The following is a 14537-nucleotide window of genomic DNA, read 5'->3' on the forward strand; positions in this document are numbered from 1 at the left end:
CGTAAGCTCATCATCATGCTCAACGCCATCATCAAAAACCCAAACTATAAAATAGCATGAGCCAAAACAAAGACAGTCGCTCCAGCGCGCAGGATGAAACATTGAAACGGCAGGGCCAGCTTACACATACGCGCTCGTCATGCGGCGCCAGTAGTAGCCGCGGTGGGCTTCTTCGTTCCAGGTGTGGAGGTTGTGCGGGATGCCCTTGCGGCGGAGGCTGGTGCTGAAGTCCACGTTGTGGCGATAAAAGGCGTCGTCTCGGCCAATGACGATTTGGATGTCCATGCGACGCATAGCTTCGAGGATGTCATGGTCGCGCAGGTTCGGAATGAAGTGCGCCGGCGTATGGTAGTAAATGTCCTGGTCGTAATAGCCGTCGAAGAGGTCGCGAAAGCCATTCATGTGCGTGGTCAGATCGAACCGACCGCTGAATGAGCACAGCTTGCAGAACAGGTGCGGATGGCGAAGCGCAATGTTGGTGGCGTGGTAGGCACCCAGGCTACAGCCAAACGAGATGACTGGCGTGCCCGGATTCTTATACTCCATGAGCGGGAATACCTCTTCGAGCACGTATTGCTCGTATTTCATGTGGCGCTCGATGCGGCCACGCGGCTCAGCCCACCAGCAGTAGAAGCTCTCGCCGTCGATGGAATCGAGGCAGTAAACCTGGAGATGGCCGTCGGCAATCTTGTCGCGCAAGCGGTCGATGATCCGGAGGTCCTCGTATTGATAAAACGTGCCGCCGGCGGTGGGAAACATCAGCACTTTCGTCCCCGAGTGGCCAAAGACAAGTAGCTCCATTTCGCGCTCCAGACGCGGGCTGTGCCACTTGTGATATTCACGGTGAATCTCGCGCAACTCAGGAGCTGCCGGAGCTTTGGCCTTGGGCTGTTTCTTCATTGCAGACGTTTTATGCGCGGAGCGCTTGTCGCGTGTGATGGTTTTCGCTCTGGTAGCTTTAGCAGTGGTGCTCATGAGTGGATTCGTGGTCGAGTGGTGGTTGTTGAAGGGTGGCTAAAGGTCTTCAAAAAAGGCTTCGATCGCGTCCATGATTTCCTGGCCTTGCTGGGCCTCGTTGTCATACGAAAAATGCCCGGCATCCTGCACGTAGAGCTTCTTTTTCTTGCCGGGGATGGCATTGTAGACCGCGAACTGGCCTGGCGGACAGACGTTGGGGTCAAACAGAGCGCAGGCGCAGTGAACGGGAATTTTGATGTGCGTCGCGGCGATGGCGGCGTCGTAGTAAGGCAGTGTCCGCTCAGCGACCCAGGGATGTTTCTGGTGAAACTTGCGGACGGACTCACCGCTGCCCTGCCCCACGCACTGGAGCCGGATCGGGTGGTGGCCAAAGGTCGGTACCCTCAAGTGCGCCTTGCTGATGCGATCATCCCACGGAAGCGCCAGCGCGCCCAGCCCCCCGCCGAAACTACCGCCAAGGTAGCCCACGTGGCCCTCGACCTGCGGGAACAGGTTCAGCATCGCCGTAACGGCGACCCAGATATCCTGCACGCAGCCACGAAGGACGTATTTGTCCGGCTTGTCGATGTCGTGCAGCACGTGATACTGCGACTCGTGCGAGATGGGCGGGTTCATACTGCGCGACCACTGCCCCCGCATGCAGGGGTAAAAGATCACCGACTCGCGCAGCGGATAATGCGTGTCGCAGCCACCGCGACCACCGTAACCATGGCCAATGACGAAGCCACGCCGGATGGGGCCCTTGACGGGGACGCCAACCCAGCCACCGATCTTCATGCCACCGGTCGAGGTGTAATTAAGGTCGTAGATACGCCAGCCGTTCTCGGTCTTGCCGGTGTCGGCAAGCCGCGCCATGGGCTGGGCATTTTTAGCCTCTTCGTAAGCACGCTGCCAAAATTCTGCAAAGCCCTCGGGCTCCGCTGGCGGGGTGATATCCAAGAGCGTCTCCAACGTGTAACCATACGTTGGGTCGAAAGAATAAGGATATTTCTTCGGTACCATAGTGACAGGAAACTGACAGTCCCGCCAAGAACAACGCGCTTGGCAAGACAAACGCCCACCGAAAGCAATTATGCTACCAAATCGTCAAATTTGCATGAAAAGATTTAATGACGAGCCGAGGGTGAAGCTGAAATACCTCTCTCTGAGTCCACGTGTCTTTAATAAGTGAAGCATTACTCGGAAGATTTCCTATATGCCGACTTGACCGTGTGCCTGAAAGGCATACTATTATTCAGTAGTGAAATTCGACTGGAACCCGGAGAAAAACGAATGGCTAAAAGCGGAAAGAAACATTTCATTCGACGAAATCGCACTGCTGCTTTCGGAAGGCCTACTTTGGCGAGTCATGGAACACCCCAATCAGGAGCGCTACCCCAATCAGCAGATATTCTTAGTCCCGATCGATGATTATGTTTACTTAATCCCATTTGTAATGGATGGAGAAACCATCTTTCTGAAGACCGCAATTCCAAGCCGTAAAGCAACGCGAGACTACCGCAAAGAGATGGAGGACATGTAATGGACAGTGAAGAAAAAGAAATTCTCGATAGCTATGAGAAGGGAGAGGCAACACTCTCGCGCCCCTCGCCGGAGCTAATGTCTCAATTAAAAACGGCGGGTGAAAATACCTTCAAAAAGGACAAGCGCATCAACATTCGACTCAGCAGCCACGATCTATTAGGCATACAGCGTAAAGCGATTCAGAAGGGCATCCCCTACCAAGCGCTCATCTCCGGCTTAATTCACCAATACGTCGAAGGCAATCTGACGGAAAAGCGATAACCCCGGTTGCGTCTAGCGCCAGAAGGCTGGCGCACTCCATAACTGAGGCAAAAATCGTGGTATAATACCCGCTAAATCTGTAGGCGGCCTGAGATCGGTGCATCGATGTCGGTTTCGTGGGCGGCGCAGGCTTCGATAGCGGCTTTAAGGCCGGCTACTTGCGTTTCGAGAGCCATGCTGGGGAGGCCGACATTTTTGTCCAGCGCGGCGGTTTCCGGCAGAGAAGGCAAATGGACCCAGCCAGCGCGCACAGGTAAGTCATTCACTGAAATGTGGTGCAACACGCCGAACATCAGCAAGTTACACCCAAAGGTAGCGGCGGTGTCCGAGATATCCGCCGGGACGCCTGCATCGCGCATCGCTCGGACCATGGCGCGCAGCGGAACCGTGGCCGGGTAGGCATACGGGGCACCGGGGACGACGGGCGCGTCCTGCGGCATGTCGCCAACGTCGTCGCTCATGTTGTAGCGTGTGGCGTCGATGATGTTCTGGGCAATGCGCTCCACGGTGATCATGGTGCGGCCATTGTATTCGCCCATGGACAGGACGATGTCGGGCTGATGCTCGTCCATTGCGCGGACCACGCAGGGGATCATTTCCTTGAAAATGGAAGGGGCAATGACACTCGTCACGATTGCCCCGTTGAGCTTGGCACCGTCAAGCGCCTTGGCGACCTCGCCTGCTGGATTGGCGCAGCTGCCGGCCCAATCGCCGAAGCCGGTCAGGAGAACTTTTTTCATGACGCAGAATGCTAGCAAAGCCCGGATTTGCATCAACCTCATTCATCTTTGAGAATAAAGTTATCTTATCGGTGTCCGATGCAGTATTTCCCATTGAAATTCAGCTACGGGTGTGCGTCTTTTTATCAACACTTGAACAAGCGATTACAGGACCCATTATTTAGACGCATCCGCCTGCACGCAGATAAGCGGCTGACCTTTGGTCCCGATACGCCGTCGGGTGAGCGCCTGAAGCAGCTCAAGGAATATCAGCGCCTGGAGCACGAGATGCTGCAGCGCTACCACGACAAAGGCGATGGCGGCCTGCGCGTCGCCAAGGCGCACACCATGATGGTCGATGTGCTGATCGAGCGGCTGTTTCTGAACGCCTTGGCCGTGTATGAGAAAAAGAAAGGCCCGCCCCCCTACTCCGTCGCCATGTTGGCGCTGGGCGGCTACGGGCGTGCCGAGCTTTGCCCGCTGAGCGACATCGACATCATGTTCCTCTACCCGAAGAAGGCTAAGCCGGAGCTGCTCAAGCCGCTACAGGAGGTCATGTCCGATGAGATCCTTTACCCACTATGGGACCTCGGCCTGAAGGTCGGGCACTCCAGCCGGACGGTTAAAGAAACCGTTTCCGAGGCCAAGGCGGACGTCCAAACGCTCAACGCCCTGCTCGAAGCACGTCACATTTGCGGCGACGCCGAGCTATTCGACGAGTTCGAGAAAAACTACCGTAAATATTACCGCCGCACGGATCAGCGTGCCTACGCCAAGCAACGCCTGGCCGACCAGGCGGAGCGCCGCGAAAAATACGGCGGCAGCGTCTTTTTGCAGGAGCCCGACATCAAGAACGGCGTCGGCGGGCTGCGTGATTATCAAAACATCCTTTGGATGGCCGAAGTGCGCATTGGCGACGGCTCGCTGGACGCGCTGGTGGAGAAGAAATTCCTGAGCCACCAGGAGCGCGACCACCTGATCGCTGCCTACGATTTCCTCCTGCGCGTGCGCAACGAAGTCCACTTCAACAGCAAGCGCCCCAATGACACGCTGAGCCTGGAGGCGCAGCCCAGCATCGCCTGGGACCTCGGCTACAAGCAGCACGACATTTTCCGCCGCGTCGAGGCCTTCATGCAGGACTACTACCGGCACGCCAATTACATTTACCAGACCTCGAAGCTGCTCGAACAGCGCCTGGCCTTTAGTAACCTGGACGCCAACCGCGGCTACACATTCCAGGCCGTAATCGACTCCCGCCGCCAAGACCGGCAAAAGGACCTCGATGGCTTCCTGATCACGCCCAACACGCTCTCGGCCGAGTCCAGGAACACCTTTAAGGAAGACAAAACGCGCATCATTCGCGTCTTCCGCTATCTCCAGCAATATGATCTGGAGCCCGATCTCGACCTGCGCGTTCTGATCAGCCAGTCCCTGGATTTGATCGATGCCAAGCTGATCCATAACGAGTCGGCCAACCGCACCTTCCGCTCTATTTTGCAGACGCGGGGCAACGTTTATCCAACGCTCTTGCTCATGCACGAGACCGGCGTTTTGGGGCGTTTCGTGCCGGAGTTTGGCGATATCACCTGCCTCGTGCAGCACGAGTTTTATCACCGCTACACAGCCGATATCCACACACTGAACACTATTCGCAAGCTCGACGAAGTCTTCCGTGAAGAGGGCAAAAACGGTGCCAAATACCACCAGGCGCTGATCAAAACCGAGACGCCGGCGCTGCTGTATCTCATTCTCCTCGTGCATGATCTGGGAAAATCCGACGGCGTCAGCGGCCACTGCGAGAACGGGGTAAAAGTCGCCGAGCCCATCCTGCGCCGACTCGGCATCGACGACAAAAGACGGAAAATAATTTTAACAATCGTCGAAAATCATTTGGAAATGGCACGATTCTGGCAACGGCTGGATATTGATGACCCAAGAACCATCGCTTCTTTTGCTCAATTGGTGGGAGACGAAGATACCCTTCGCTACCTTTACGTGCACACTTATTGCGATGCTTCGGGCACAGCCAGTAGCCTGTGGAACAGCTACAAACAAACCCTCCATGAGAATCTTTTCCATGCTACCCTTGAACACCTTCATCACGAGCCGGATGCGATGGTCAAACGCAGGAAGGAGCGCAAATCGATGATCTACCGCGAAATCATTGAGCGACGCCTGCCCGACATCGAGAAGGACCAGATCGACGCCCACTTCAATCTGCTGCCAGAGCGGTATTTCATCCATAACGACGCGGACGACATCATCCTCCACGTCCAGATGGTGAACGAGCTGCTGGAGACCATTTCGGAGGCGGATAGTATTGGCTCTCTGGTGCCCGTCATCAACTGGCGCACCGATGAGGACCAGGGCATGACGGTCGTCAACGTCGTCACCTGGGACCGCGCCGGTCTGTTCTACAAGCTCGCTGGTGCCCTCACGGTGGCCGGGGTCAACATCCTTAGCACCAAGGCGATTTCCCGCAACGACCACATCACCATCGACACCTTTTATGTGGTCGCCGCTGACGGTGGACCCGTGCAAGACGCCAAGGCCGAAGCCAAGTTCCGCGAACAGCTCGAAAAGGCGCTCCTGCACAATACCGACCTGATGCCAGCCATCAAGGAGCAAGCCCGTAAGCTTGCCTCCGCCTTTGGCTCCGGCAAGATGAACCGCCTGCGCGCACCGATCCCGTCCAAGGTCGACGTCTACCACGAGCTCTCGCTCAAGCGCACCATTGTCGAAGTCCAGGCAAACGACCACCTGGGCCTGCTCTACCAACTGGCGCACGCGATTTTCAAACACGGCTACGACATCAGCTTCGCCCGCATCTCCACCGAGCGCGGAGCTGCGCTGGACACCTTTTACATCGAGCCGACACGTCCATTGGCAATCAGTAACACCGACACCCTCGTTCCGCTCCGAGACGAGATCGAGCGCATTATTTCCCACGACGAGTTCGAAGCCGCTGCGGGATAGCCCGGCCTGTGGCCGGGCGTTCGAAGGTTCGAAAAGTTTGTAATGTTCGAAGGTTGAGAGTTGTAGTCGACATTTGGAGGTTTCCATAACTCGGCACGTCACTTAAGGTTTTCATTTCCAAACCTTCGAACCTTTCGAACTTTCAAACCTTTCGAACCTTAAAAATTCCCCATGGAAACAGCCGCGCCTGAACGCTCCGTTATCGATTCGCTTTACCGCATTAGCCGGCTGGTTAGTGAAACCGATGATGCGCGCGAGGCCCTGGAAGCCATTTTGCAGGAGTTGGTCGATGTGCTCGGTGCCTCCAGTGCGTCCGTTGCGCTGACCAACCCGGACACGAATCTGCTCGAAATCGAGGTTACCCGTGGCCTGCAGCTGAAGAATAAATTTTCACTACCGCTGGGCATCGGCATCACGGGCTGGGTTGCCCTGCACGGTAAGCCGCTACTCGTACCCGACGTCCACCGCGAGCCGCGCTACATTGCGGTCAAAGATTCCGTCCGCTCCGAAATGGCCGCACCAATGCTGATCGATGGCTCACCGGTCGGAGTGGTGAATGTCGACAGTGACCGCGAAAACGCCTTTAGCGAACAGGACCTCAAGCTCCTTTCTCTGCTCACGATTGAAGCAACATCGGTGGTCAGCCGCTTGTGGCTGATCCGGCAACTCAAAGAGAAAAACCACCAGTTGCAGACCCTGCTGCGCATTGGCCAATTACTTGGCGGCAAGCGCGAACTGCGCGACGTGCTGAAGTCGCTCACCCGCGAATCGCGTAAGCTCATGCATTGCAGTATTTGCGCGATTTACCTGCTGACCGAGGACCGCAAACGCCTGAAGCTGGAGGTCGTCTCCGGCACCGAAGGCCCGATCGATTATCAGGAGGAGCTGCCAGTCAACGAAACTGCAGTCGGCGTGGCGATCGACCGCCGTAAGCAAGTGGCGATTCAAAACCTGCCCCAGACCGAGGAGCATCATTTTATCGAGATCACGCAAAGTGCCGGCCTGGCCTCCCTGCTGGCGACGCCCATCATCGTCGACGGACGCGCAATTGGCGTGCTCAATGCCTACACCGACACCCCCCACCGCTTCAACAACGACGAGCGCCAGCTCTTCACCTCCATGGCGTCCATGGGGGCCGTGGCTATCCAAAACAGTAAGCTTTACGCCCGCGTTTTCCAGAGTGAGGAAAGCCTGCGCAAAAACGAACGCCTGACCACGCTTGGCTTGCTTTCGGCGGAGATCGCGCACGAAATCCGCAACCCGCTCACCGTGATCAAGCTGCTCTTTGAGTCGCTCACTCTGGACTTCGACGACGCCGATCCACGCCACCAGGACACGGTGGTGATCAGCGAGAAAATCCTCCAACTTGAGGAAATTGTCGGCCGCGTCTTGTCCTTTGGCAAAAGCCGCACGGGCATGCATTCGCTCTACGACCTGAATAAACTCGTCGAGGAAACCATCCTGCTGGTGCGCCTCAAGGCGGAGCAAACCGGCGTCGAGCTCGTCTGTAAAACCCACAAGGGTCCGCTCAGCGTCGAGGCGCACAAGGGGCAAATCCAGCAAGTCCTGCTCAACCTGGTGCTCAACGCATTTCAAGCCATGCCCAATGGCGGCAAGGTGGAAGTCTCCATCGAGTGCAGCGGCAGCGAAGAAATGCCCGTCGGCCAAGTCAGCGTGCGCGACAACGGTCCCGGCATTCCCGCCAATCTGCGCGACCGCATTTTCCAGTCCTTCCTGTCCGGCCGCGAGGAAGGCTCCGGCCTTGGTCTGGCCATTTCCAAGCAGATCATTAAGAGCCACCGCGGCGACATTTACCTGGTCGAAACCGGCCCACAGGGCACGACCTTCCAGTTTTCAATTCCCCTCGCCGACTGATCAGCGCGGAGAGTCTTCTTTCGGTTGCTTCTTAAAAACGAGGCGGCATCTGCTCGAGAAAAGCTACTCCGGAAACTTCCGTTCGCGCACTTCACTCACATAGCGGCCCAAGGCCTCGACCGCGATTTCGCGCAGGTCGACATATTTCTTCGCAAAGCCAGGATACTTGCCAGCATTCATGCCGAGGGCATCCGAGATGACCAGCACCTGGCCGTCCACCCGTGGCCCCGCCCCGATGCCAATCGTCGGGATGCTGACCGCATCGGTAATCATGCCGGCCGCGTCTTCGTCGACCATTTCGAGCAGCAGCGAGAAAGCACCCGCGTCTTCCCAGGCCTTGGCCTCGTCGAGCAAGGCCGTGCGGCTGCCATCAGTTTTGCCAAACTTGCGATAACCGCCGAGTTGCAGCACGTCCTGTGGCTTCAGGCCGATGTGGCCCATCACGGGGATACCGGCACGCGCAATAGCAGCGCACTTTTCCGCGCGGCGGACCCCACCTTCGATCTTCACACACTCGGCCCCGGCTTGCTGGAGCATGCGCGCGCAGACATCGAGCAGGTTATCCGTGGAATGCCCCGCGACGGCAAAAGGCACGTCGCACATCAGCAGCGCATTGGGCTTGGCGCGGGCAACCGCGGCGCAATGGTGGAGCATCATATCGACGGTCACCGGGATCGTCGAATCGAAGCCCAGCGCGGTGTTCCCCAGCGAATCGCCGACGAGAATCATGTCCGCCCCAGCCTCCCCCGCGAGTTGCGCAGTAATGAAGTCATAGGCCGTCAACATGGCGATCGGCCGCTCGCCCTTTAGCTTACGAATGGTCTGCGTGGTTGTTTTCACGGAACCAGTTAAGCCAGTTTCGCCAGCTTCGTAAACAAGTCTTTGTAAATGTAATCGCGGTCGATAGCGGTGACTTCGTGAATGGTGTGGCGGCGCGGATCAATGCTCAGGGTCAACTCCGCATTAAGGATCGGGCTAGGCATGAGGTGGCTTTTAAAACCGCCTTGGTTGACGAGCCAGCCGATCGGAGCCAGATCCCAGACCACCTTTGAGCAGCCGGGATTCTTAAGGCGCTCTTCGTAAGTCGAAAATATCTCAAAAAGGTAAGCCCCCGTCTTGCCGCAAGGCTTGGCGTAGCGCTCCATCTCGGCAATGGTCGAGGTTAACGACTCCGCGACAAGCGCGCAGGGGAATCGCACCAGCGGCACCCCGCAGTCGAGAATATATTGCGAGGCCAGCACATCGCCCTGCATGTTAAACTCGTTCGCTGACGGCCAGTAGACGGGATGCCCACCCAACCAGAGAACCACGATCTTGCGTGCGATATCGGGCGCGGCAATCAGCGCGGCGGCAACATTGGTAATGGCCCCGATCGCGACTACATAAAGAGGCTGGTCCTCGCTGTAACTGCGGGCGAGCTCGATCATGTGATCCACAGCTTCGCTCTGCGGCGCAGTCTGCTTGTTGGCGAGCCACTCGGCGGAGCCGCGGAACGCAAACCCGCTGGCCGGCGTTTCCATAAACTCCAGCAAGCGGAGGATTTCCTCGTAGCTCTTCTCCATGCCGTCGCCGGGGCCACTGGATCGCTGGTTATGAAACGGCGCGGCGTAGATCGCCTTGACGTTCATCCGTTCGGGCGAAAGCAGTGAATAAACAAGCGCGAACTGGTCGTCGATCTCGTTGTAGGTATCGGTATCGAGCACCATGTCGACCGGGCGTTCAGGCCATTGCAGCTTGCGCAGCAGTTCCTCGGGGGTAAGCGGGAGATTCATGTCAGCGAATTTATTTGCGCAGCATATTGTGCGTGTCAAATGGTAAGCGCTCGCCAAGAGTAGCCCATCGCGATATTATTGCGCCCATGATTAAGACTTTCTTTCGCTGGCTCTACCACCGCCGCCAACGCCGGGCCGCGCGGGACCGCCTGCATGGCAAGCGAAAGCTCATCCCGAAGTTTCGCCGTTTCAGCTACAGCGCCTTCGAGCGCGCTACTTTCGGCAAGTATGACTCAGGCCGTATTAGCCGCTGGAAAGCGGCGCTGGTCTACCTGCCTCTAGCCGGCTTTGCGATCTGGTTCATGGTGGAAAGTGCTCGCGCCGTTACGATGTTTCAGCCGTGAAAATGGATTGAAACTAAGCTGAATATTCGCACCGAAAGATAATTACAGCACTAAGTTATACAAAAGGTGTTATCCTTCTGCCACAGCAAATCTCCAGAAAATCGGCGACCTTATTTACGAGTTTAGGGTCCTGTGAAACGACATTTAGAATTAGTGGGTGCATAGAAATAGGGTCGACATCTATGCGCTCACCCATCTGTGGCCTTTTCTCTAGCGTTAGCTCAGTCCACTCTTGGTCATCTGCAAAACTCGAATCGCCGTCGGAGTCAATATCGACTCCTTCTCCCCAAACGTGCTCTGCAACCATATAATAAGGTGGTCGGGGACCTAAGATTTCAACTTTTGCAGAGTATTCCTGCATTAGAACGAAGTCATAGTAAGCATACGCTCAGCTTAAAGACCTGCAGTCCACTGGCCTTTTGCATTTTGAATACTGAGTTTTACCTTTAATTAAACGAACGCCCGCAGCCGCAAGTGGAGGCTGCGTTGGGGTTGTTAATTTCAAAGCCCTTGCCGTGCAGACCGTCATCAAAGTGGATGCGGCAGCCGTCGAGGTAGGAATAGCTGTCCGGGTCGACAAGGAACTCAATCCCCTGGTCGGCCAAGCGATGATCGTTGTCCTTGGGCGCATCGAAAGTCATCCCGTATTCAAAACCCGAGCAGCCACCTGGCTCAATGAACACGCGAAGCAGTTTGTCGGCCGCATCGGCGTCGGCTTGCAGCTTACGAATTTGGGCGGCGGCGGATTCTGTTAAATTGATCATCCAAAAAATGTGACTAATTGCCGCCGCAATGTCAAACGTGGAGCGGATTCTCAGCGCTGAGCAAGAAACGTGCACATTTCGATATTTCCGCTTGATTGAAACGCTTCGTCGTTTATCTTGCCCAACAGTGGAACGGTTAAAACACCTCTTCAACGAAATACACTACGAGCTAACCCGGAAGATCGCCGAAGGCGGTATGGGCGTGGTGTATGAAGGCCGACAACATGGCAGCGACGAGTTTTGCAAAGTTGTCGCCATTAAGCTCATTCGTGAGGAGTTTTCGGTGTTCGACGAGTTTCGCAGTAACTTCATCGGCGAAGCCCGTCTGGTCGCTGACCTTATCCACACCAACATCGTCCAGACCTATCATCTGGGCGCTCTAGGTGACCAGTATTTCATGGTGATGGAATATGTAAACGGCCTCAACACCGAGGAGTTTATTAACCATCATATTGAGACCAATCAGCTAATCCCCGTCGATCTGGCGGTGTTCATCGTCTCCCGTGTGGCCCGCGGCCTCGCCTACGCGCACAACAAGCGCGACGTCCATGGCCGCCCCGTGGGCATTGTCCACCGCGACGTCGGCCCGAAGAACATCATGCTCGCTTATGAAGGCGACGTGAAGTTGACCGACTTCGGCATCGCGAAGGCGCTCGACCTGATGTATAACGAGGAAGGCGAAGTCATTGCCGGTAAGGACGAATACCTCTCCCCCGAGCAAGCACGCAAGGAAGTCACCGACGCACGCGCCGATATTTTCCCTTGCGGCATCGTCCTCTCCGAGCTGCTGCTGGGCTACAACATTTTCGAAGGCGAAGACTCCGAAACCACCCGTGAGCGCATCCTTACGCTGGACCTGCCGGACTTCCGCCGCATGCGCGACGGCGTCGATGACAAGCTGAACGACATCCTGTATCGCACCCTCGCCCGTAATCGCGAGGATCGCTACCAGTCTGCCACCGAGCTACTCACCGCGCTCGAAGTTTACCTTTACAGTGACGGCTACGGGCCGACCAATGAGAAACTCGCCCTCTACTTGCAAGACCTCTTCGGTCCCGAGGGCGATTCCGCCGCCGAACGTCACGCACAACGCTAACCACACCGTAACGCGCACCTAAATACCCCGACGTGAGCGCATATTTTCCAGTAATCCATGGCACATCAGGGACTTCAACAGGTTCAGAAGCAGACGCAGTCGCTTGTTCTAGCGCCGCAGCTGCGTCAGTCCCTTAAGATTTTACAGGCAGCTACGCTCGAGCTGCGCAACTCCATCTTGGAGGAACTCCAGCAAAACCCGACGCTCGAAGAGCTGCCCGTGGATGGCATCAGCATTGAGCAGCAAGCCAGCGAGGACAAGGAGACCAACGACAGCGAGCCCGCCAGCACCGACGAAATGCAGCTCAGCGAGGAGGACTACTCCAAGCTCAGCCAGCTCGACGAGGATTACCGCGAATACTACACGCAGGAGGCCTCGAACTCGCAGTTTACCAGTGAGGACGCCCAACGCCGCCAGCACTTTTTCGACTCGCTCGTCAGCGAAACATCCCTGCAGGAGCACCTCCTTCGCCAAGCCGACCTCTGCGACCTAACCCCGCAGCAAAAGGAAGGCGTCGACTACTTGATCGGCAGCCTGGACGACCGCGGTTTTCTCACCATCAGCCTCTCCGACGCCGCGCTGATGACCCAGCTCCCCCTCGGCGAAATGCAAAAAGCCGCCGACGTGCTGAAGTCACTCGACCCGCCCGGCATCGGTGCCAAGGATTTGCAGGATTGTCTCCTCACCCAACTCAAGCTGACCGAGCGCGACGACACCCTCGCCGCGGAAATCATTCGCGACCACTACGAGCTCCTCCTGCGCCACCGCATCCCGGACATCGCGCGCAAGACCAGCTCGAAGATCGAGGAAGTGCAGTTCGCTATTGAGGAAATTGCCACGCTCGACCCGGCCCCCGGCAGTAAGTTCAGCGACGACAACAACCGCATCGTCGTGCCCGACGTCACCGTCGAAAAAAGCGACGACACCTGGCAGATCATCCTCAACAACGACTACATCCCGCGCCTGCGCATCAGCCCCGCCTACAAGGAGATGATTGCCACCGGGAAAATCATCGGCAAAGACAAGGAATACATCCGCGAAAAGATCCGCGCCGGCCGCTTCCTGATGAACTCCATCGAGCAGCGCCAGCAGACCATCGAGCGCATCACCGAAGAGATCTTGAAGTTCCAGTTGGACTTTTTCGAATACGGCGTTTCCAAGCTGCGCCCGCTCACCATGAACCAGATCGCGCAAACCGTCGGCGTCCACGAAACGACCGTCAGCCGCGCCATCGCCAACAAGTTCATCGAGACGCCGCACGGCGTGTTTGAGTTCAAGTATTTCTTCACGCCCGGCTATCAGGGCAAGGACGGCCAGGCCGTCTCGAACAAGTCCATCAAGGACCGCATTGCGAACATCATCAGCAACGAAAACCCCGCCAAGCCGCTCAGCGACCAGGAGGTGGTAAAAATCCTTGCCCAGGACGATGTAAAAATCGCCCGCCGCACCGTCGCCAAATACCGCGAAGAGCTCGGCATCCTGCCCACGAATTTACGCCGCCGGTTTCAGTAGGACCGGGGGTGGGACTTCTCAATAGCCTTACCCCACTCGAAAGTTTTTCAGCGGAAAGACTTTGGCGATAAAGGAATAGTCCCGATCCTTCTCCAAGATCGTAAGATCATATTCGAGCGCCAACGCGGCGATCAAACAGTCTATGATGCTTCGAATCGTGAGCCCCTGCTTCCGGCAAGTATCGTAAATTTCCGCCGCTTGAATATGCGTATCGAAAGTTGGGCTAATCAGAATAAAGTGACTGAGCTCCTTGATAACTTTCGCCCGGTCTTTCTTGGCTTTCACTCCCGTCAGAATTTCCTGAACAATGATCCCCGTGATGAAGACGTCCACCTCATCGGCAAGGAGCGCTTCCAGTGTCGCGACTTCTTTGGTTTCTCGCCCTTGCAGGAAATCGATCCAGACAGTGGTGTCGACGATGACCATGCCTAGGTTCGCTTCGCCCGCAATGAGTCGAGATCGCCTTCCCAGCCGACCTTGCCCTTGAGCTTAAGAATGCTCTTTTGCTCCTTACGGCGAACCAATTCCCGCAAGGCATAATCAATCAAACCCTTTTGAGTATCAATTCCGGTGAGCCGCATCCCCTTCCCAACGAGCTTTTCGTCGAGTACTATATTCGTTCGCTTCATACACATACAATAGCACAAACGTGTGTATCTGTCAATGCATTCTCTAGAACTGGGAAGACGTTAGGCTCACCCGCCTCCCTCGCCACA

15 protein-coding genes are annotated in these 14537 nt (G+C 56.4%); 7 read left to right on the forward strand and 8 right to left on the reverse strand.

Annotation, left to right across the window (positions count from 1 at the left end):
- Window positions 1–120: 120 nt before the first annotated feature.
- Together O3S85_RS10175 and O3S85_RS10180 are read right to left on the reverse strand one after the other, a co-directional pair.
- Window positions 121–975: an esterase family protein gene (locus O3S85_RS10175; protein WP_269540182.1), complete on the reverse strand. Its 855-nt coding sequence runs from the start codon at window positions 973–975 to the stop codon at window positions 121–123.
- A 39-nt stretch (window positions 976–1014) separates the two neighbouring features.
- A complete protein-coding gene (locus O3S85_RS10180; protein WP_269540183.1) occupies window positions 1015–1980 on the reverse strand; it encodes an acetylxylan esterase in 966 nt (321 codons plus the stop codon).
- A gap of 238 nt (window positions 1981–2218) precedes the next feature.
- Between O3S85_RS10180 and O3S85_RS10185 the strand changes: the two genes are divergently transcribed.
- Entirely contained in the window at window positions 2219–2500 is a 282-nt protein-coding gene (locus O3S85_RS10185; RefSeq protein ID WP_269540184.1) for a BrnT family toxin, read from the forward strand.
- A complete protein-coding gene (locus O3S85_RS10190; RefSeq protein WP_269540185.1) occupies window positions 2500–2763 on the forward strand; it encodes a hypothetical protein in 264 nt (87 codons plus the stop codon). The genes O3S85_RS10185 and O3S85_RS10190 overlap by 1 nt, the downstream gene beginning before the upstream one ends.
- 71 nt (window positions 2764–2834) lie before the next feature.
- On the opposite strand, the gene pcp is transcribed toward O3S85_RS10190, so the two are convergent.
- Entirely contained in the window at window positions 2835–3503 is a 669-nt protein-coding gene (gene pcp, locus O3S85_RS10195; RefSeq protein WP_269540186.1) for a pyroglutamyl-peptidase I, read from the reverse strand.
- A 132-nt stretch (window positions 3504–3635) separates the two neighbouring features.
- Between pcp and glnD the strand changes: the two genes are divergently transcribed.
- Complete coding sequence (glnD, locus tag O3S85_RS10200) at window positions 3636–6458, forward strand: [protein-PII] uridylyltransferase (RefSeq protein ID WP_269540187.1); 2823 nt, start codon at window positions 3636–3638, stop codon at window positions 6456–6458.
- A 171-nt stretch (window positions 6459–6629) separates the two neighbouring features.
- A complete protein-coding gene (locus tag O3S85_RS10205; RefSeq protein WP_269540188.1) occupies window positions 6630–8333 on the forward strand; it encodes a GAF domain-containing protein in 1704 nt (567 codons plus the stop codon).
- Between the two features lie 63 nt (window positions 8334–8396).
- On the opposite strand, the gene panB is transcribed toward O3S85_RS10205, so the two are convergent.
- Together panB and O3S85_RS10215 are read right to left on the reverse strand one after the other, a co-directional pair.
- Complete coding sequence (gene panB / locus O3S85_RS10210) at window positions 8397–9173, reverse strand: 3-methyl-2-oxobutanoate hydroxymethyltransferase (protein ID WP_269540189.1); 777 nt, start codon at window positions 9171–9173, stop codon at window positions 8397–8399.
- Window positions 9174–9181: 8 nt separating this feature from the next.
- Window positions 9182–10105, reverse strand: a complete 924-nt coding sequence (locus O3S85_RS10215) for a nucleoside hydrolase (protein WP_269540190.1) — start codon at window positions 10103–10105, stop codon at window positions 9182–9184.
- An 86-nt stretch (window positions 10106–10191) separates the two neighbouring features.
- Between O3S85_RS10215 and O3S85_RS10220 the strand changes: the two genes are divergently transcribed.
- Window positions 10192–10449 (forward strand): hypothetical protein, encoded by a 258-nt coding sequence (locus O3S85_RS10220; protein WP_269540191.1) that lies wholly within the window; start codon window positions 10192–10194, stop codon window positions 10447–10449.
- 446 nt (window positions 10450–10895) lie between these two features.
- Here the strand turns inward: O3S85_RS10220 and O3S85_RS10225 are convergent, their stop codons facing one another.
- Window positions 10896–11213 carry a HesB/IscA family protein gene (locus O3S85_RS10225; protein ID WP_269540192.1) on the reverse strand — a complete coding sequence of 106 codons (318 nt, stop codon included), beginning with the start codon at window positions 11211–11213 and terminating at the stop codon, window positions 10896–10898.
- A gap of 127 nt (window positions 11214–11340) precedes the next feature.
- Between O3S85_RS10225 and O3S85_RS10230 the strand changes: the two genes are divergently transcribed.
- Window positions 11341–12309, forward strand: a complete 969-nt coding sequence (locus tag O3S85_RS10230; RefSeq protein WP_269540193.1) for a serine/threonine-protein kinase — start codon at window positions 11341–11343, stop codon at window positions 12307–12309.
- Between the two features lie 57 nt (window positions 12310–12366).
- The gene (gene rpoN, locus O3S85_RS10235) at window positions 12367–13821 is read left to right on the forward strand and encodes an RNA polymerase factor sigma-54 (RefSeq protein WP_269540194.1); all 1455 of its coding nucleotides are present in this window, start codon (window positions 12367–12369) and stop codon (window positions 13819–13821) included.
- Window positions 13822–13848: 27 nt separating this feature from the next.
- Here rpoN and vapC read toward each other — a convergent pair whose 3' ends face one another.
- Together vapC and O3S85_RS10245 are read right to left on the reverse strand one after the other, a co-directional pair.
- The gene (vapC, locus tag O3S85_RS10240) at window positions 13849–14247 is read right to left on the reverse strand and encodes a type II toxin-antitoxin system VapC family toxin (protein ID WP_269540195.1); all 399 of its coding nucleotides are present in this window, start codon (window positions 14245–14247) and stop codon (window positions 13849–13851) included.
- 2 nt (window positions 14248–14249) lie between these two features.
- On the reverse strand, window positions 14250–14450 hold the full coding sequence (locus tag O3S85_RS10245; protein WP_269540196.1) for a type II toxin-antitoxin system VapB family antitoxin: 201 nt from the start codon (window positions 14448–14450) through the stop codon (window positions 14250–14252).
- Window positions 14451–14537 lie beyond the last annotated feature (87 nt).

This window comes from Cerasicoccus sp. TK19100 (genome assembly GCF_027257155.1).
Lineage (GTDB): Bacteria > Verrucomicrobiota > Verrucomicrobiia > Opitutales > Cerasicoccaceae > Cerasicoccus > Cerasicoccus fimbriatus.

What these genes read in the sequence shown, in the direction of transcription:
- O3S85_RS10175 (WP_269540182.1), bottom strand. Translation starts at nt 975, where the DNA reads ATGAGCACCACTGCTAAAGCTACCAGAGCGAAAACCATCACACGCGAC.
- O3S85_RS10180 (WP_269540183.1), bottom strand. Translation starts at nt 1,980, where the DNA reads ATGGTACCGAAGAAATATCCTTATTCTTTCGACCCAACGTATGGTTAC.
- O3S85_RS10190 (WP_269540185.1), top strand. Translation starts at nt 2,500, where the DNA reads ATGGACAGTGAAGAAAAAGAAATTCTCGATAGCTATGAGAAGGGAGAG.
- pcp (WP_269540186.1), bottom strand. Translation starts at nt 3,503, where the DNA reads ATGAAAAAAGTTCTCCTGACCGGCTTCGGCGATTGGGCCGGCAGCTGC.
- O3S85_RS10205 (WP_269540188.1), top strand. Translation starts at nt 6,630, where the DNA reads ATGGAAACAGCCGCGCCTGAACGCTCCGTTATCGATTCGCTTTACCGC.
- O3S85_RS10215 (WP_269540190.1), bottom strand. Translation starts at nt 10,105, where the DNA reads ATGAATCTCCCGCTTACCCCCGAGGAACTGCTGCGCAAGCTGCAATGG.
- O3S85_RS10220 (WP_269540191.1), top strand. Translation starts at nt 10,192, where the DNA reads ATGATTAAGACTTTCTTTCGCTGGCTCTACCACCGCCGCCAACGCCGG.
- O3S85_RS10225 (WP_269540192.1), bottom strand. Translation starts at nt 11,213, where the DNA reads ATGATCAATTTAACAGAATCCGCCGCCGCCCAAATTCGTAAGCTGCAA.
- rpoN (WP_269540194.1), top strand. Translation starts at nt 12,367, where the DNA reads ATGGCACATCAGGGACTTCAACAGGTTCAGAAGCAGACGCAGTCGCTT.
- vapC (WP_269540195.1), bottom strand. Translation starts at nt 14,247, where the DNA reads ATGGTCATCGTCGACACCACTGTCTGGATCGATTTCCTGCAAGGGCGA.
- O3S85_RS10245 (WP_269540196.1), bottom strand. Translation starts at nt 14,450, where the DNA reads ATGAAGCGAACGAATATAGTACTCGACGAAAAGCTCGTTGGGAAGGGG.